We start from the raw sequence: 18,831 nt of genomic DNA on the forward strand, positions 1-18,831 counted from the left end.
CCTACCAGTTCATGGTAACCTCGATGATCTGCCCGTTGCGGACCGAACGGCTGCGCCGGAAGGCTGCCATATACTCCTCGACGGGAAGGTTCGGATTTTCATAGACTAAGAGAAAATTCCGTATGAACTGGGCATGGGTAAAGACTACAATAAATTCTTCCGGGCGCCGCTTCAAAAGGGCCAGTGTCCGCTGAATGCGCTCGATGAGATTTCGATAGCTTTCGGCCCCTTCTCCATCGACGTAATCGGGATCGAGATTACGCCAATAGTCGATGACTCTGGGCCGCCGCTGGGCCGATGTCGTCCCGACACAAGTGGCCGGCGCCAAATAGACAAATTCATGGACGACATCCCAAATCCCCGTGGCCGCATCGGGAAATCGGCCGATAGTATACATGGCCGTCTGCTGTGCCCGAAGATACGGTGAGGTCACGATGAGATCCGGCTGTTTCGGTATTTGCAGGGCCAGGGCCTGAGCCTGTTTCAGTCCCAATTCGGACAGAGGAATACTTTTGTGATCGTCCGTCGCTTCACCGGCATTGGCAATGCTCTCGCCATGGCGGATGAGCCATATCCTCTTCATAGTAACCACCTGCTTTCTGTTTCATTGTATCACAAACTGTGCGTTCTTTGGAAGGAAAAAGGAGCCCCATACAAAACGAAGGCTGCCGGAGCAGCCTTCGCCTTGGGGTATGTATATGGTTTTGAGCGTGAATCTATAGACTGAGCAAATCTATAGTCGTGCAAACATTATTTATCGGCCAATTCTTTGTATACTTCGTATTTCTTAGCAGCAAATTCTTCGGCCTTGGCAAAGAGTTCTTCGGCAATTTCCGGGAAGGTACGCGTAAGGGCTGCGTATCTCGTTTCGCCGAGGAGGTAATCGCGGAAGGACTGGGTCGGTTCCTTGGAATCGAGGATGAACGGATTCTTTCCTTCTTCCTTAAGGAGCGGGTTGTAGCGGTAGAGGTGCCAGTAACCGGCTTCTACGGCGCGTTTCATTTCATTCTGAGCGTTGCCCATGCCGCCTTTGATACCGTGGTTGATGCACGGTGCGTAAGCGATGACGATGGACGGACCGTTGTAAGCTTCAGCTTCTTTAACGGCTTTGATGAGCTGGTTGGCATCAGCGCCGAGAGCGACCTGAGCGATATAGATATGGCCATAGGTCATGAGCAGACGGCCCAAATCTTTCTTGTTGAACTTACGGCCCGAAGCTGCGAACTGAGCGACAGCACCGATCGGTGTAGCCTTGGACGACTGACCGCCCGTATTGGAGTAAACTTCCGTATCGACGAGCATGATGTTGACGTTGGCATTGGTAGCCATGACGTGGTCCAAACCGCCGTAACCGATGTCATAAGCCCAGCCGTCGCCGCCGTACATCCAAATCGTCTTCTTGATGACGTGTTCTTTATGAGCCAAGATGTCTTTCTGAAGGTCAGCTGCTTTGCCGGTCAGCTTCGCTGCCATCAATTCTTTGAGGTACGTCCGGCTGATGCCTTCCGTAACTTCACCTTCGTTGGCAACACCGATAGAATCGAGCCAAGCTTTAATAGCATCGTGGAGAGCGCCTTCCGTCAGCGGCAGGAGTTCTTCCGATTTCAGGATGATTGCTTCGCGCTGCTGATCCATGGAAAGGGACATACCGAGGGCAAATTCAGCATTATCTTCAAAGACCGAGTTCGACCAAGCCGGACCGAAACCTTCGTGGTTCGTCGTATACGGAATGCTCGGCATAGCAGAGCCCCAAGCCTGGGTACAACCCGTTGCATTGGCAACGATCATGCGCGATCCGAAGAGCTGCGTTAAAAGCTTCATGTAAGACGTTTCGGTACAGCCGGCGCAGGCACCATTGAACTCGAGGAGCGGCTGGTTGAACTGGCTGCCTTTAACGGAGAATTTATCGAGGCCCGTTTCTTTTACCGACAAGGTAAGGGCATAGTCAAAGTTTTCACTTTCATGACGCTGGGTATCGAGGGGTTTCATGGTCAGAGCCTTAGCCGGACAAGCGTTTGCACAGGCGCTGCAGCTATAGCAGTCGAGAGGCGAAACCTGAATGCGGAATTCATAATCTTCGAGGCCTTTGCCGATGGCTTTTTTGGTCTTGAAGCTTTCCGGGCTGTTGGCTTTTTCTTCAGCCGTCAAGAGGTACGGACGGATGACAGCATGCGGGCAGACCAGGGCGCAGCGGTTACACTGAACGCACTTGTCGACATCCCATTCAGGAACCTTGGAAGCGACACCGCGTTTTTCGTACTGCGTCGTGCCCAGCGGATAGGAACCGTCAGCGTAAGGAACGAATTCGCTGACCGGAATCGAATCGCCAATCTGAAGGTTCGACGGTTCGACGACGTTCTTAATGAAGTCAGGAATATTGCGCGTATCTTCGACGACCGGATCGGACGGGAGGTCTTTCCATTCTGCCGGGACTTCGACTTCGACGAGGTCAGAGATGCCACGGTCGACAGCTGCCTGGTTCATGGAGATGACCTGTTCGCCTTTCGCAAGGTAGGTCTTAGCGATAGCGTCTTTCATATGTTTAACGGCATCATCGATGGGCATGATGTTAGCCAGTTTGAAGAAGGCTGCCTGGAGGACCGTATTGGTACGGTTGCTGCCGAGGCCGATTTCTTCGGCAATCTTAGTCGCATTGATGATGTAGAATTTTACGTGGTTTGCAGCCAGTTGGCGTTTAACCTTGTTGCTCAGGTGGTTGGCGACGTCCGCTTTATCCCAGTTGCAGTTGAGCAGGAAGATGCCGCCTTCTTTGATTTCGCTGACGATGTCATAGGTGTCCATGTAAGCCTGTTTATGACATGCCAGGAAGTCCGCCGCTTTTACGTAGTACGTAGCCCGGATCGGGTTGGTGCCAAAGCGCAGGTGCGACTTGGTAACGCCGCCAGATTTCTTGGTATCGTATTCGAAGTAAGCCTGGACGTACATATCGGTATTATCGCCGATGATCTTGATGGAGTTCTTGTTGGCACCGACAGTACCGTCAGAACCGAAGCCCCAGAACTTGCAGCTGATCGTCCCTTCCGTATCGACGGCAATAGGGATATCCGGCATGGAGAGATGGGTTACGTCATCGATGATGCCCAAGGTGAAGTGGTTCTTCGGCTGGAGGGCTTCCATGTTGTTGAATACGGCGTTGATGGCTGCCGGCGGAACGTCTTTCGACGACAAGCCATAGCGACAGGCTAAAACAGTAACGTCCTGTTTAATGTGAGATACAGCAGCGCAAACATCTTCGTAAAGCGGTTCGCCCAAGGCGCCCGGTTCTTTCGTGCGGTCCATAACGGTAATCGTGCGAACCGTATCCGGCATAGCTTTCATGAAGTGTTCGAGGGAGAACGGGCGATAGAGACGTACTTGGAGGAAGCCGACTTTCTTGCCGTCTTTGCTGAGTTTATCGATCGTTTCCTGGATTGCGCCGGTAACGGAACCCATAGCGACGACGACGTGTTCAGCATCGGGAGCCCCGTAGTAATCGAAGAGATGGTACGGACGGCCCGTCAGTTCACCGATCTGATCCATGTAGTCCTGAACAATGTAAGGCAGACGCTGGTACCAGAGGTTGTTAGCTTCGCGGGACTGGAAGAACATATCCGGGTTGGTAACGGTACTGCGCATGACCGGATGTTCCGGGTTGAGGCCCGTGTGTTTGAAATCATAAAGTGCTTTGCGGTCGATCAATTTGCCCAATTCTTCGGCCGGCAGCATCTGAATCTTTTGAATTTCGTGAGACGTCCGGAACCCGTCAAAGAAGTGCATGAACGGTACGCGACCTTTGATCGTTGCCAAGTGAGCGACAGCTGCGAGGTCAGCACATTCCTGAACACTGGCACTGCAGAGCATGGCCCAACCGGTGTTGCGACAGCCCATAACGTCAGAATGGTCACCGAAGATAGACATGGTGTGAGTCCCTACCGTACGAGCTGCGATGTGCAGGACGATCGGTTTCAATTCACCGGCCAGACGGTGCATGACCGGGATCATCAGCATGAGGCCCTGAGATGCCGTAAAGGAGGTACAGAGGCTGCCCGTTTCGGAAGCGCCGTGAGCGGCACCGATAGCACCGGCTTCGGACTGCATTTCAACCAACTTAACGGTCTGGCCGAATAAGTTCTTACGGCCGTTGGCTGCCCATACGTCAACGTGTTCAGCCATCGGAGACGACGGAGTGATCGGGTAAATAGTTGCGACTTCGGTAAAGTTATAGGCCACGTGTGCCGCAGCTTCGTTACCATCCAAAGTTTTTACGATTTGCTTAATCATAAAGTACACTTCCTTTTCTTAAAATGAACATAAATTTAATCCGGACTCGTATAACGTTTAACGTTTCTATGCTTTTAGTATAGTCGTTGGAGCTATAAAAGTCAAGCATAGTGTTAATGCCATTTTATCATCGATACGTGTATAGTTATACGTTTTACGTAAACACTACGTAAATAGTTGAAATGGTACGTCCACTCTGGAAGTCTGCCGCAGCAGGCATATTTATGCCAAAAGAGAGGACCTTTTGTGATAGTTATGTCACAAAAGGTCCTCTCTCAGTGGATATTCGATTTTTCTCGCTTTACAAAGAAGTACTATTGAAGTCCATTAGTACCAACGAGTCATAGGCAGGTCGTTCTTACTTCCCTTGGTCATCAAGATCTGATGAAGATCGATATTGCCGATGTAGAAGGAGACGGCGCAGCCGCAGAGATAGAGATCCCACATGCGGGCAAATTCTTCGCCTCTGGCAGCGATGACTTCGTCGCGAACCTTCTGGAAGTTGTCGAACCAGCACATCAACGTCTTGTAGTAATGACGGCGCAGGCTTTCGACGTCGATGACCTGGAAGTCATTGTCATAAGCAAGGCTTACGATTTCACGGAGCGACGGCAAGGTTCCGCCCGGGAAGATGTATTTTCTCATCCACGGGTTGCCGATGCTTTCGTCGTGGCCGCTGATATAGTGGAGCAGGAACATGCCGCCGTCTTTTAAGAGGTGGCTGGCCGTTTCCATATATAAAGGATAGTTGGAACGACCGACGTGTTCCAACATGCCAACGCTGACGATGCGGTCATACTGGCGGCCTTCGGCAACGAGGTCGCGGTAATCGACGAGGTCTATCTGAACCTTATCCTGAAGGCCCATGGCTTCAATCCGTTCCTGGCCTTTCTTCCACTGTTCCTTACTCAACGTGCAGCCATAGCCTTTGATACCGTATTTCTTAGCGGCTTCGATGAGGAGGTAGCCCCAGCCGCAGCCGATATCGAGGAGGGTCATCCCTTCTTCAAGGGCCAGTTTTTCCAAAATATAGTGGACTTTATTGTGCTGAGCCTGTTCCAAGGTGTCGTCGTCCTTTTTAAAGTAGGCGCAAGAGTAACTCATGGACGGATCGAGCCATTTAGCATAGAAGTCGTTGCCCAAATCATAGTGCGATGAAACCTGCTGCTTCTGAGCGCTCTTCGATTCCGACGGATAGAGCAGACGCTTAAAGAAGGATTTATCCAGCGAGAACTGACTGTTTTGCGATAAGAGGCAGCGCAAGGCCGTAAATAAGTCGCCTTCGATTTCCACATCTTTGCGCATATAGGCTTCACCGAGAGCCAGTGACGTCGAAGCCAAGAGCTCTTTCTTCGGGATGTCTTTGTTGATGACAATATTGAACAAGGGCGTTCCTTCGCCAATGGTATAAGTCTTATCGTGAAGTCGTACGGTAAAACAATCTCTATCGAAGCGACGTAAATAATGAACTAGAAAATTATCTAAAATATTCATAGATACTCCCCTCTCTGTTATAAAATAGATTCTGTCCGGGCGATGCCGCAGACGACGTTTTCAAGAATCATCATCGTCGTCACGGCGCCGACACCGCCCGGAACGGGCGTGATGGCTCCAGCACGAAGAGCGGCGTCTTCAAAGGCGACGTCGCCTACGGTCTTACCGTCGACGCGGTTGATACCGACATCGATGACGACAGCACCGGATTTTATCATATCGCCGGTGACAAGGCCGGCCTTGCCGACCGCTGCCATAATGACATCGGCCCTTTGGCAGACGGCCTTGAGATCATTCGTCCGACTATGGCAGACGGTCACCGTCGCATTGCGTGAAAGACAGAGCTGAGCCAGCGGTTTTCCGACAACATGGCTGCGGCCAATGATGACCACTTCTTTTCCGCTCAGCGAAATATGATAATAATCGAGGATAGCCATGACAGCCTGAGGCGTGCAGGGTACAAATCCGTCCCTTCCCGTATACAGATTGGCAATATTAGCATCGGTCAGTCCGTCGACGTCTTTTGACGGATCGATGCGATTGATGATGCGCTGACTGTCAATCGACTTTGGCAAGGGCATCATCAACAGGATGCCAAAGACCGACGGGTCCTCATTGAGCCTGTCGATGAGGAGCAAAAGCTCGTCTTCACCTACCCCTTCCTTCTCCTGACAGATACGGGCATTGAGGCCGACGGACTCGGCAGTCCGCTTCATGGACGCCGCATACATAACCGACGGCGCATCGTCACCGACGACGACGATGGCAAGTTCAGGATCAATCCCCCTTTTTTCCCGAACATCCTGTATCTGTTGGGCAATGCGCTTGCCATGAAAGGCCGCCACATCTTTCCCATTGAGTAATTGCATGATATTCCCCCTAATTAGAACTATGATACTGTATCCGTTCAGCGTTTAAAGGTGACCGTTACGTCACTTCCGGAAGGCGCATAGCTTCCCGGCCTCGGATCCTGCTGAACGGCACTTCCCATCCCTTTTGGAACAAAGCCCAGGCCGGCTTCATTAAGCCAGTCGTTGACTTCCCGCGTACTCCAGCCGATAAAGGACGGGATGAGGACCCCGTCCTCTGTCTGATGGACAGGAGGGATGACTCTCGGCGGCGCCGTAACCAGCGGAGCCAAGGGCTTAAGTCCTGTATCGGAAGTCGGCCGCAGGCCTTTCATGCGAACGATTTCCGTCATCAAATCCTTAAAGACCGGGGCCGCAACCTGAGCCCCGTAATAGACGCCGCTCGGTGCATCGACGACGATTAAAACCAGGAACTGCGGATCTTCTACAGGACCAAAGCCGATGAAGGAACCGACATACTGCCCTTCGGCATAGCCCGTGCTGTCAGCCGTCTTCTTCTGGGCTGTCCCGGTCTTACCGGCAAAGGTATATCCTTCTATTTTTGCATTTTGGCCGCCGCCGGAAGAAATTTCTTCTCCCATAAATTTACTGATGGTTTCCGCCGTTTCCGCCTTAATAGGCTGACCGACTTCAACGGGTTCTTTCTTTTCGTAAACCGATCCGTCGGGATTGTCGATTTCTTTCACGATAAAAGGCTTCATCATGTGGCCATCATTGGCAATCGCACTGAAAGCCTGGACCATTTGCAGCGGCGTGACGGCGATCCCCTGGCCAATCCCCATGGAGGCCGTATCGACGATGGACATGGTACTCGGCGAAAATAGGATACCCTCCTGTTCGCCCGGAAGTTCAATGCCCGTAATCGAACCGAAGCCGAAACGGTGAGCATATTCGGTCAATAATTTTCCGCCTGCTTTTACAGCAATGTGGACCATACCGGTATTAATAGAGTACATAATGATTTCTCGAAGGGTGACATTTCCAAGGCCCTTCTCATCCCAGTTATGCATCGTCCGATCGGCTACCTGAATGGAACCCGTATCGTGATAGACGTCACTGACGCTCCATTTCCCCGAGTCGAGAGCCGACGCTGCCATGAGTGGCTTAAAGGTCGATCCCGGTTCATAAACGTTGACGACGGCCCGGTTCCGATACGATTCTTTATCGCCCTTGCCATAATGATTCAAATCATAGGTCGGCCGGCTGGCCATGGCCAAAATTTCACCGGTCTTGGGATTCATGACGATGATGGCAGCCCCTTCCGGCTTGTTTCGATTCATGATGCCGTCCAATTCTTTTTCAGCCAGGTACTGAATGGTACTGTCAAGGGTAAGGCTGACCGACCGTTCTTTATCGGGCAGGAATTTCTTCAAGGCCGATTCAAAGACCGGAATGTTATTGCTGTCGGTCTGAAGGCGGAAGGTCTGCTTGTTGCCACGGATTTCATCGTCGAGAATCATTTCGATACCATCGAGGCCGCGGTCATTATCGCCGACGAAGCCGATGACCTGAGCCGCCATGGAGCCGTTAGGATAAAAGCGGCGGTTTTCATCGCGAAAGACGAGACCGTGCAGCTTTTCGCCCTTGATGACCTCTTCGACGGCTTCGTATTTATCGTGGTCCATCTGGCGGTCGAGCCAGACAAAGGCCGTGTCTTCTTTAAGGCGCCGCAGTATTTCATCCTGAGAAATGCGAAGGTACGGTGCCAAAAGCTCCGCCACCTTTTCCGGCGGTTCATTGAGCATCGTCGGATCGGCGTAGAGTGATTTCGACATTTCACTGATGGCCAAAACCTTGCCATTGCGATCGAGGATCATGCCTCGCGGCGATTGAAGATTCCGTTCCGTCTCACTTTGCATCTCGGCCATGGCCATCATATCATCATGATGAAGGACTTGATGATAAAAAAGGGCGCCCAGGACAGCTGCTGAAAGGAGCATCATAAAGAAAACGCAGACGGCGATATGGAAACGGATATAGCGATTCTCTCTTTTTTCGGTATTATCCATGATTTGCATCCCCTTCATGGCGTTCCATCCAGCGCCGGGCTGCCGCCGCCAAGGCATCGGCATCGTTGACGAGATCCTTATTCTGAACCCGTTTCAACAGGATGCGCAGGCACTGACCGGTCCGGTTCCGACACAGATCAGGAATGCGGCGGTCATAGACGAGATCCTTCGTACTGACCGGCATGGCCTCTGCCAGCATGGCCATATACTCGCCAAAGGATTCTGTCCCTTCCGTATTAGAGTCAGGCCGGCCGCAGCCGATGATATCGCCGACGGACAGCGCCGTCGCCTGGCGGATGGCTTCAGCCAGTTCTTCTGTCCGGTGAAAAGGCCCTTGCAGGGCTTCGCGGCGAAGCCACTTGTCGACGTCCCCTTCAGCCGTATTGGCAAAAAAGTGAAATTTCATATGGGTCTTGACCAGCCAGGCCACACGATCGGCAAAGGCCGGTTTCTTACGCCAGCGCAGCAAAATCTCTTTGGCCATATCGGCCCCCAGCGAATCGTGGCAGTAATCGGTATAACGGCCTTTCTTTTCACCGCGGATGCCGGGCAGGCCCTTGGCGATGTCATGAAATAAGGCGGCATAGCGAACAGTCAGATCAGGTGGCGTATGAGCCACTGTCGCCAAGGTATGCACCCAGGCGTCAAAAAGATGGAAAGGCTTCGACTGCGGCGTATCGGGCAAGTGGCCTAATTCCGGCAGGATAGGAATCGCCGTATAAACCCCATTTTCTTTTTGACGGCACGAACAGGCTGCAAGGCCGCTGCGGACAAGAATATCCAAGCCGCGAAAAGAAGCCGGTGTCACCATCAGTCGGTCAAGTTCACTGACGACTCGCTCAAGGGACAAGCCGGAAACGCGGTCAAAGGCCGACGGCATGGCAGCTACGGTTTCCTTGGAAGCCATAAAATCGAGCTGACCGGCAAAACGGCACAGGCGAAAGAGGCGCAGGGCATCTTCCTGAAAACGACGCACGGGATCGCCGACGGTAACCAGCCGTTTCTTCTTCAAATCCTTTCGGCCGCCGACATAGTCGTAAATCTCACCGCTTCTGTCCATGGCCAAGGCGTTGACGGTAAAATCGCGGCGCAGCACGTCTTCGCGAAGGGACTCGGCATACCAAACCGATTCCGGCCGATGGCTGTCAGTACCGTAAGATTCACCGCGAAAAGTAGCGACTTCAAAGGGTTGTCCCTCAAGGACGACGACGACGATGCCAAAGGCTTCGGCGTTGATTTCCGCCGTATGCCAGCCCTTTTCTTCAGCGACGCGGCGGATATCGTCAGGCCGGGCCGACGTTGCAATGTCGTAATCATGAGGCGTCCGTCCCATGAGCAGATCACGGACAGCTCCGCCGACGACATACGCTTCAAACCCGGCCTCTTCCAGTGCCATAAGCAGTTGATGCGCTCGTTCTTCCATCATCCCGGCCCCCTTTCCTTTAGAAATTAATGATGTTATATTATAACACGAATAGACGGTACTGACCACTATCTGATAGCCTATCGTTATGATATAATTCACTCATAAGGTGAACATAACAGTCCGCCGGGGAACATAAAAAGGAGGTAATCTCTTGGACACTGGTTTAATACATCTATACTGCGGCGACGGCAAAGGCAAGACGACGGCCTCATTAGGGCTGGCCCTGCGCTGTGCCGGCCGTGGGGGACGCGTCCTCTTTTCCCAGTTTTTAAAAGGGCGGCCGACGGGAGAGCTCACGTCACTGGAGCAGATTCCGGCCATTACCGTCCTTCGGGGAAAACCCATCTTAAAATTCACCTTCCAGATGACGGAAGCGGAGAAAGAGGAGACGAAGGCCGCCCAGACAGCCCTCTTCGACGAAGTCCGCACCTTCTGCCATGACAACAAGCCCGATCTTGCCGTCTGCGACGAACTCATCGGAGCCTGCGCCCTAGGGCTGGTCCCGGAAGCAGAAGTCCGCCGTTTTTTACACGAAAAGCCGGCTAACACCGAAGTCGTCCTGACCGGGCGCAATCCCAGTCAGGCCCTCGTGGATCTTGCCGACTACGTATCGGAAATCAAAAAGATAAAGCATCCCTTCGATAAAGGTATCCCTGCCCGCCTGGGAATCGAAGAGTAGCCTGAAGGAGGCATCTCACATGATCAATATCTTTGAAGCTGTGAAAGAGGAACAGGAAGAACTCATCGCCCTGCGCCGCCATTTCCACGAATATCCGGAATTATCAAAACAAGAAGACCGGACCATTGCTTATATTGCCCAAAAACTCGATGAATACGGCATCTCCTACCGCATCGTCGACAAGGGCGGCCTCATCGCCTGGATTGACGGCAAGGGACCGGGAAAGACCCTGCTCCTTCGGGCCGACGTCGATGCCCTGCCAATTACGGAGGGTGAAAAGAATCTCTCCGTCCCTCGTGTCTGCCGCTCTCACCACGACGGCGTCATGCACGCCTGCGGCCACGACGGCCACATGGCTATGCAGCTCGTCGCCGCCAAACTTTTAAACCGCTGGAAGGACCAGTGGGACGGCACAGTCCTCTTCATGTTTGAACGCGGCGAAGAAGCCTCCGGACCGCTTGAATACCTCCTGCGCTACCTCGAACAGGACAGTCCGTGGCACGTCGATGCCTGCTATGCCACCCACGTCCGCTGGGACATTCCGGCAGGGAAAATCGCCATCTGCGACGAAGCTCCCATGGCCGGAGGCTTTGGCTTTGAAATCCGCATCGACGGCCACGGCGGCCACGGATCCCGACCGGACTTGGCCCAGAGCCCGATTGACTGCTTCCACGATTTCTACGGCAACCTCCAGGCCCTTCGTATGCGCATCGTCCCGCCCAAGGAATGCCTGACCTATTCCATCGGCAGCCTGCACAGCGGCGACACACTAAACGTCATCCCCAATTCCCTGACCTTTTCGGGAACGTCGCGCTTCTTCAGTTATGACAATGCCGGGAAGGGCTTTTACGAAGCCTTTCAGGACATCCTAAAAAATTCCTGCCAAACCTATGGGTGCAGCTATGAGATCCTGCACATGCCCGACCCCTTATTCGAAGTGCAAAATGATCCTACCTGCGTCGGTATCGCCCGCGAGGCCGTCAAAAAGTATCTGGGCCCCGACGTCTTAACGGACTGCCAGCCCTGGATGGCGTCGGAAACCTTTGCCCTCACGGCTCGCCTCTACCCCGGCGTCCTGATCTTTACGGGCATCGAAAATAAAGAAAAAGGCTGCGGCGCCAATCATCATACGCCGGAATTCGACCTCGATGAAGACGGCCTGCCCTACGGAGCAGCAACCTGCCTCGGTTTTGCCCTCGATTATTTAAAAGAAAAGCCGGACATTCCCTTCAAAAGACCAGACGAGCCCCTTGAAAAACTCGTCGCCCGCAACATTTGACCAACACGGTCCGAGACTGAAAACAATCAGTCCCGGGCCGTATTTTTTTCAAGGAGATCCGGTACTTCGGCAAGACTTTGACAAATATGCCAGGCCATGGCCTGCACCTCTTTATCAATTTCAACCATATCCGGAATCCAAATGGACGGAATTCCGGCCCGATAGGCTGCCAAGATGCCGTTTTCTGAATCTTCCATGACCAGGGCCGTCTCCGGCAAGACACCGAGCTTCTCACAAGCAATGAGGAAGATATCCGGATCAGGCTTTCCGTGCGGCACTTCTTCCCCACTCTGGACGACATCGAAAAAAGACGCAATTCCCTTTCGCTCCAATAAGTATTCAATCATCGACGGTGGCGACGAAGAGGCAACGGCGCAAAGGAGGCCTTCTTTTCGGGCATAGTCTAAAACCTGACAGAGACCGGGTTTAAAAGGGATGTCGTGATGTCGATAATAGTCCATCTGCAGGGCCACTTCTTCTTGGCACACCTTGTCATAAGGATAGTCCGGCCCGAAAGCCTCTTCACAAACAAAGCGGGTCCTCACATTGTCACGACCTGCGATCTTATCATAGACCGTTCGATCCAAATCATAGCCGTACCGGGCCGATATCTCTCGCCAAAAACGGTAGAAAATGGGCTCCGTATCAAACATCGTCCCATCCATGTCAAAAATTAAAGCTTTTCTTCTGTCCATACTTCCTCCCTGTGTATAATGGTCCTCATTTGCAACCATAATTCTGAACTTCCCCTTTATTATATCGAAATTAAGAGGAATTGCAATTTCCCCTTCTATAGAGGTAATAATTATTCCCATTTTCGATAATATTATGATTTTTTCGCATTTATATTATTCTCATTTGCATTTTCATTATCTCTTGTATCTTGCGTCAACTCTGCTATAATAGAGGAAATCAGAAAGTCAGGTGAATCGATATGACTGAATTTATCATCCGCCGCTTCATTAAAAACTATGAAGACACAGACAATAAAGGAGTCCGTGAACAGTACAGCATCCTCGGCGGCGTCTTAGGCATCATTTGTAATCTATTTCTCTTCGTCAGCAAATTTCTCGTCGGCATGGCCAGCAACAGTATCGGGATTTTGTCCGATGCCTTCAATAACCTGACCGACATGGGTTCCTCTTTCATTTCCATCATCAGTGCCAAACTGAGTAACCGTCCGCCCGATAAAGAACATCCCTTCGGCCACGGCCGCTTTGAATACCTGGCATCGCTTACCATTGCCATCATCATCCTCGTCGTCGGCTATAAGCTCTGCGAAACGTCGATTGGAAAGTTCTTCGAGCCGGAAGCCATGGAATTCTCCTACTGGAGCTTAGGGATTCTCGTCATCTCCATTGCCGTCAAGGTCTGGATGTGCGTCTACAACCGTTATATCGGAAAGAAGATAAATTCCAGCGTCAATGAAGCGACCGCCGCCGACAGCATCACCGATGCCATCGCGACGACCGGCGTCTTAGTCACGACCATCGCCCAGCAGTTTACGACCCTCCCCGTCGATGCAGCGGCCGGCACAGCCATCGGTCTCATGATCATGTACGCCGGCTACGGCATTGCCAAAGACGTCATCAATATTCTCCTCGGCAAGGCGCCGGATCCGGAGCTCATCGACGGCATCGTAGAAAGCGCCTTAAAGTGCCAATACGTCGTCGGCGTCCACAACATCCGCATCCACGACTACGGCCCGGGTCGGATGTTCGGCACGATTCACGCCGAAGTCCCGGACACGGCCAATCTGGCCGACGTCCACGCCGCCCTCGACGTATTGGAAGACGAATTAAAGGACCGCTACCAAATGGACCTCAACATCCACATGGATCCCTTGTGTACCGATCCCGATAAAATCGACGCCATCCGCCACGTGTTGGACCACATCGTCCACGAAAAATACCCGCGCTACCATACGGACCACCTGCGCATGACCTCCGGTAACGCCCGCTTGAACATCATCTGCGACATCCACGTCCCGCCTGACGAATATAATAAAGAAAACATCGCCCGCATCCGCCGGGAAATCAACGCCTGCATGAGAAAGTACAACGACAAGTACCGCGTCGTCCTGGCCCAGATCATCGCCGACCCGCAATAAAAAAGGTGAAGAAGGAATTCCTTCTTCACCTTTTATTTAACGACTAAAGACCGCGGTTCGAGCATGGCCTGCAGGGGCTGACGCAATTCTTCCGTCGTTTCGACCCAATACTGTTCGTCGGTCAGAATCGTCTTGCGACTGCCCATGAGGTGGAAATAAACTTTGACCTGGCCCGGATGTTGTTTCAGAACCTTGCCGATACGGCCGGCAAGGTCAGTCCGTTCGAGGTGGGCCGGGATCTTGATGAAGAGTTTCGTCCCCATGCCGGGATGCCAGTAGTCTCCGGCCTCTCTAGCCGCGACAGCCGATACGACCGGTGTCGGCTGCGGGTCTGAGGCCGCCGTTTCCTGGCCGAGGGGCCGCACCTCTTCGGCCAAAATCTGGATGCTGTCGTCATTGATATCGGCTCGGCCGCGGATAGAGACGGCCATGTCGACGGCGACGAACTGCTGATAGCGCCCATAGGTCTTGGGGAATACGACGACCGACACAGCGTGGGTAAAGTCTTCGAGGGTGATGATGGCCATCTGCTCATTGCGCTTGGTCATGACCTGCTTTTTCGCCGTAATCAGACCGCCGACACGAAGCATCTTACCATCATACTGGCGCCCGTCTTCCCCATAGAGCAGCGATAGGGGACTAAGCTTATCCATGATTTCTTGATACTTGCTCAAAGGGTGGCCGCTGAAATAGAAACCGTCATACTCTTTTTCCATGGCCAGCCGCATTTCAATGGGATATTCCTCGATATCGGGGTATTCGAGGTCGGTCATGACCTCTTCCGTATCGTCAAAGAGACCGATTTGGCCCGACGCATAGTCTTTTTGACTGAGGGACCCCATGGCCACAGCCTGATCGATGACGGCCATGAGCTGGGACCTTTTCTTGCCGAAGGAGTCCATGGCGCCGCATTTAATCAGGCTTTCCAGTGCCCTCTTATTGACTAAGTGATAGTCGACGCGGCTGCAGAAGTCGCCGAGGGACGAAAACGAGCCGCCTTCTTCCCGGGCTTTCACGATGGCATCGATGGCGTTGCCGCCGACGCTCTTGACACCGGACAGACCGAAGCGGATGGCTCCGTCCTGAACGGAAAACATGGAGACGCTGTCGTTGACATCCGGCGATAAAACCTTGACGCCGTGGCGGCGGCACTCGGCGACGTAGTAGCTGATTTTGCTGCTGTCGTTGATCATACTGGTCATGGTCGCTGCCATAAACTCGGCCCGGTAATGGGCCTTGAGGTAAGCCGTCTGCCAGGCAACGTAAGCGTAGGCTGCCGAGTGGGATTTATTGAAGCCGTATCCGGCAAAATAGACCATGAGGTCGAAAATTTTGTTGGCGATTTCATCAGAAATGTTATTCTTCCGCGTCCCTTCGAGGAAGTTAGCCCGCTGGGCTACCAGAATGGACTCTTTCTTCTTGCCCATGGCCCGACGCAGCAAGTCAGCCTGACCAAGAGAGAAGCCGCCTAAGACCGAGGCGATCTGCATGACCTGTTCCTGATAGAGGATGACGCCGTACGTATCCTTTAAGATCGGTTCCAGCTTCGGGTGCAGGTAGGTAACCTTCTTCTGACCGTGACTGCCCTTGATGAAGTCATCGACCATGCCGCTGCCCAAGGGGCCCGGGCGATATAGGGCCACGAGCGGAATCATGTCTTCAAAATGCTTCGGCGCCAGTTCCTTAACCAGGTTGGTGATCCCCGACGATTCCATCTGAAAGACGCCGGCCGTATCGCCTTCGGTCAAAAGCTTACACGTTTTCGGATCGTCGAGAGGAATAGCATCGATGTCGAAATCGATGCCGTAGTTCTTATTAATCATCTTGACCGTATCACCGATGACAGTCAAGGTTCTGAGGCCGAGAAAGTCCATCTTGAGCAGTCCCAGGTCTTCGACGAGATCCTTTTCATACTGCGTCGTAAGGTCGCCTTCCTTGGAGTGTTGGACCGGCACGTAATCGTCGACGGGCGCCGCCGAAATGACGACGCCGGCAGCATGGGTCGACGAGTGGCGCACCAAGCCTTCGAGAGATTTTCCGAAATCGACCAAACGGTGGACCGTATCGTTAGACTCGTATTCACTGCGGAACTCTTTGCTCATCTGCAGGGCCTTGTCGAGGGTCATGCCCAATTCATTGGGCACCAGTTTTACGATGCGGTTCACTTCACTTAAGGGAATGTCGAGGACGCGGCCGACGTCACGCAAAACGGCTTTGGCCGCCAAGGTCCCGAAGGTGATGATCTGCGAGACGTGGCCGATGCCGTATTTTTTCGTAACGTACTGAATGACTCGACCTCTGTTTTCATAACAGAAGTCCATATCGATATCCGGCATGGTCACTCGTTCGGGATTTAAGAATCGTTCAAAGAGGAGATTGTACTTCAAAGGATCGAGGCCGGTAATGCCCAAGAGGTAGGCAACGACAGAACCGGCTGCCGAACCACGGCCGGGGCCGACGGGAATCTCATGGTCCCGAGCATATTTGACGTAGTCCCAGACGATGAGGAAGTATGACGGAAACCCCATGGTATCGATGACGCCGAGTTCATAATCAAGGCGTTCTTTTACTTCCGGCGTAATGGGATCGTACTTTTCAGAAAGGGCTTGTTCGCAGAGCTTTCGCAGATAGGAAGAATCCGTTTCGCCGTCGGGAACGGGAAACTGCGGCAAGTGGCGGTCGTCAAAGGAGATATCGACGTTGCATTTATCGGCAATTTCCAAAGTCGTATCCAAGGCTTCGGGCATATCCGAAAAGAGGTCGGCCATTTCATCGCCGCTCTTCATATAAAATTCATTATTATAAAATCGGAAATGGGACGGATCGTCGAGGGTGCTGCCCGTCGAGATGCAGAGCTTGATTTCCTGAGCCGGCGCATCGGCCTGATCGATATAATGGTAGTCGTTGGTCGCCACCAATTTCAGTCCCAATTCCTGTGACCAGCGCTTAAAGACGGTACGGACCGTCTTTTCTTCAGGAATGCCGTGATTCTGGACTTCTAAATAGAAATCTTCTTTGCCAAAAATCGATACCAGTCTTTCCAAAGAGCGCCGAGCCCCTTGCTCGTTATGGTTGAGGATATCCTGCGGGACCTGACCTTCGATACAGGCCGTCGTCGCAATGAGGCCTTCGTGGTACTGCTCGAGCAAATCGAAGTCGACTCGCGGCTTGTGATAGTTGTTTTCCCCGTCGACGAAGCCTTTGGACACGATTTTAATGAGATTGTGATAGCCCTGATTGTTTTTGGCCAGCAACACCAGGTGGCAGAGCCGTTCCTTGGTCTTTTTCTCGAAACGGCTGCCGCGGGTCATATAGACTTCACAGCCGATGATGGGCTTGATGCCCTGGGCTTTCGCCTCCCGGTACAGATAGATGACGCCGTACATATTGCCGTGATCGGTAATGGCCACAGCGGGCATATCGAGTTCTTTCGCTCGCGATACCATGTCGGGAATCTTGCACAACCCGTCGAATAAACTGTACTGCGTATGAACGTGTAAATGAACAAAAGGCCGCATCCCCAAAATCCTCCCTTATCCTACTCGGTCAAAATAGCCTGTTGCTAGTGATTTATCATTATATCATATTCCGGCCTTGATATACAGACGGACGCCAAAAAAGAGACCGCCGGCAAACGGTCTCCTTCATACAAACCTCAGAAAAAGTCATCGTCATGCCGTTCCTCATAAGGATCGGCATAGTAGCTGTCATCGTCCGGTGCATCCCAGTTGCCGTCATAGTCCCGTTCTTCCCGGCTCCGGTGATGGCCATGGATTTCATGGTAGATCATCGACGCCGTAAAGGCTGCCATGAAGGCTTCATCGGTCCCCGTATCCGGATGGTCGTCTTTCGGCACTGACGGCCGTTCATGAAGGGCCTTTAAAGCCTTGTTCTTTTTTTCAGCTTCAGCCTTTTGTTCGGCTTCGGCCTTTTTCTTCATCCCCGGCAAGAGAGCCAAATACAGGGCGATCAAGGTAAGCGCCGCCGCCCCGATGGCATAAATCGGTTCCGTCATATCAAAAATCCAGATATACAGTTTCGTCAGTCCCAGCATGATGACAAACAGCGTAACAAAAACAGAAAAGGGCATAATCCCATCTCCCATCCGATTCGCACTCTTTTTTCTATTATAACACGATTCGATATGGACCGGCAGATTTCTTACCTGATTTCGAGGGGAACTTCCCTTTTTCTGGTACAAACTTATATTTTTATGATAAAATAAGAACACATCTATATAATTTATCGTGAAAGGGGATTCTTATTTCATGCTCCATCAAGTTTCTGTCTTCGCTGAAAACAACAAGGGCACCCTGCGCAAGATGACCTCCATTTTGGCCGATGCCAATATCAACATCTACACCATGCTGGCCAATGACAGCGCCGAATTCGGCATCATCCGCCTCATCGTTACCGATCCGGAACTGGCCGTCCAAGAGCTGAAAAAAGCCGGTTACCAGTGCCATATGGACCGCGTCGTCGCCGTCGAAATGGGCGATACGCCGGGCTGCCTGGATAAAATTCTCGACCATCTCTGCCAGGCCAACGTCGCCATCGACTACTTGTACATTTCTTACAACCGCCAGACGGCAACGCCGGTAGCCATCTTCAAGACCCGGGAAATGGAAACAGAAACCTTCCTGCGGGGCAAAGGTTATCGTCTCCTCGATACATTCTAAAAAAA

Annotated in this window: 13 protein-coding genes; 4 read left to right on the forward strand and 9 right to left on the reverse strand. The window is 52.4% G+C overall.

The window, feature by feature from the left end; all coding sequences use genetic code 11:
* Window position 1 precedes the first annotated feature (1 nt).
* The 6 genes from TX77_RS08880 to TX77_RS08905 all read right to left on the reverse strand — a co-directional run bounded on the left by TX77_RS08880 (window position 2) and on the right by TX77_RS08905 (window position 10,076).
* Entirely contained in the window at window positions 2-583 is a 582-nt protein-coding gene (locus TX77_RS08880; RefSeq protein WP_044504448.1) for a histidine phosphatase family protein, read from the reverse strand.
* Between the two features lie 167 nt (window positions 584-750).
* Window positions 751-4,281 carry a pyruvate:ferredoxin (flavodoxin) oxidoreductase gene (nifJ, locus tag TX77_RS08885; protein WP_044504450.1) on the reverse strand — a complete coding sequence of 1,177 codons (3,531 nt, stop codon included), beginning with the start codon at window positions 4,279-4,281 and terminating at the stop codon, window positions 751-753.
* A 327-nt stretch (window positions 4,282-4,608) separates the two neighbouring features.
* On the reverse strand, window positions 4,609-5,775 hold the full coding sequence (locus TX77_RS08890; protein ID WP_044504451.1) for a class I SAM-dependent methyltransferase: 1,167 nt from the start codon (window positions 5,773-5,775) through the stop codon (window positions 4,609-4,611).
* 17 nt (window positions 5,776-5,792) lie between these two features.
* Window positions 5,793-6,644: a bifunctional 5,10-methylenetetrahydrofolate dehydrogenase/5,10-methenyltetrahydrofolate cyclohydrolase gene (locus TX77_RS08895; RefSeq protein WP_044504453.1), complete on the reverse strand. Its 852-nt coding sequence runs from the start codon at window positions 6,642-6,644 to the stop codon at window positions 5,793-5,795.
* Window positions 6,645-6,682: 38 nt separating this feature from the next.
* Window positions 6,683-8,653, reverse strand: a complete 1,971-nt coding sequence (locus TX77_RS08900) for a penicillin-binding protein (protein WP_230198097.1) — start codon at window positions 8,651-8,653, stop codon at window positions 6,683-6,685.
* On the reverse strand, window positions 8,646-10,076 hold the full coding sequence (locus TX77_RS08905; protein WP_044504455.1) for a CCA tRNA nucleotidyltransferase: 1,431 nt from the start codon (window positions 10,074-10,076) through the stop codon (window positions 8,646-8,648). The genes TX77_RS08900 and TX77_RS08905 overlap by 8 nt, the downstream gene beginning before the upstream one ends.
* A gap of 154 nt (window positions 10,077-10,230) precedes the next feature.
* On the opposite strand from TX77_RS08905, the gene TX77_RS08910 reads away from it, so the two are divergent.
* Entirely contained in the window at window positions 10,231-10,758 is a 528-nt protein-coding gene (locus TX77_RS08910; protein ID WP_044504457.1) for a cob(I)yrinic acid a,c-diamide adenosyltransferase, read from the forward strand.
* Between the two features lie 19 nt (window positions 10,759-10,777).
* Window positions 10,778-12,037 (forward strand): M20 metallopeptidase family protein, encoded by a 1,260-nt coding sequence (locus tag TX77_RS08915; RefSeq protein WP_044504459.1) that lies wholly within the window; start codon window positions 10,778-10,780, stop codon window positions 12,035-12,037.
* 26 nt (window positions 12,038-12,063) lie between these two features.
* On the opposite strand, the gene TX77_RS08920 is transcribed toward TX77_RS08915, so the two are convergent.
* Complete coding sequence (locus TX77_RS08920; RefSeq protein WP_044504461.1) at window positions 12,064-12,732, reverse strand: HAD family hydrolase; 669 nt, start codon at window positions 12,730-12,732, stop codon at window positions 12,064-12,066.
* Window positions 12,733-12,971: 239 nt separating this feature from the next.
* On the opposite strand from TX77_RS08920, the gene TX77_RS08925 reads away from it, so the two are divergent.
* Window positions 12,972-14,147, forward strand: a complete 1,176-nt coding sequence (locus TX77_RS08925) for a cation diffusion facilitator family transporter (protein ID WP_044504463.1) — start codon at window positions 12,972-12,974, stop codon at window positions 14,145-14,147.
* A 32-nt stretch (window positions 14,148-14,179) separates the two neighbouring features.
* Here the strand turns inward: TX77_RS08925 and TX77_RS08930 are convergent, their stop codons facing one another.
* Together TX77_RS08930 and TX77_RS08935 are read right to left on the reverse strand one after the other, a co-directional pair.
* Window positions 14,180-17,665, reverse strand: a complete 3,486-nt coding sequence (locus TX77_RS08930) for a DNA polymerase III subunit alpha (protein ID WP_044504464.1) — start codon at window positions 17,663-17,665, stop codon at window positions 14,180-14,182.
* A gap of 137 nt (window positions 17,666-17,802) precedes the next feature.
* Window positions 17,803-18,237 carry a hypothetical protein gene (locus TX77_RS08935; protein ID WP_044504466.1) on the reverse strand — a complete coding sequence of 145 codons (435 nt, stop codon included), beginning with the start codon at window positions 18,235-18,237 and terminating at the stop codon, window positions 17,803-17,805.
* 178 nt (window positions 18,238-18,415) lie between these two features.
* Here TX77_RS08935 and TX77_RS08940 point away from each other — a divergent pair, with 178 nt between their 5' ends.
* On the forward strand, window positions 18,416-18,826 hold the full coding sequence (locus tag TX77_RS08940) for an amino acid-binding protein (RefSeq protein ID WP_044504468.1): 411 nt from the start codon (window positions 18,416-18,418) through the stop codon (window positions 18,824-18,826).
* Window positions 18,827-18,831 lie beyond the last annotated feature (5 nt).

The organism is Megasphaera massiliensis (genome assembly GCF_000455225.1).
Classification (GTDB): Bacteria; Bacillota; Negativicutes; order Veillonellales; family Megasphaeraceae; genus Megasphaera; species Megasphaera massiliensis.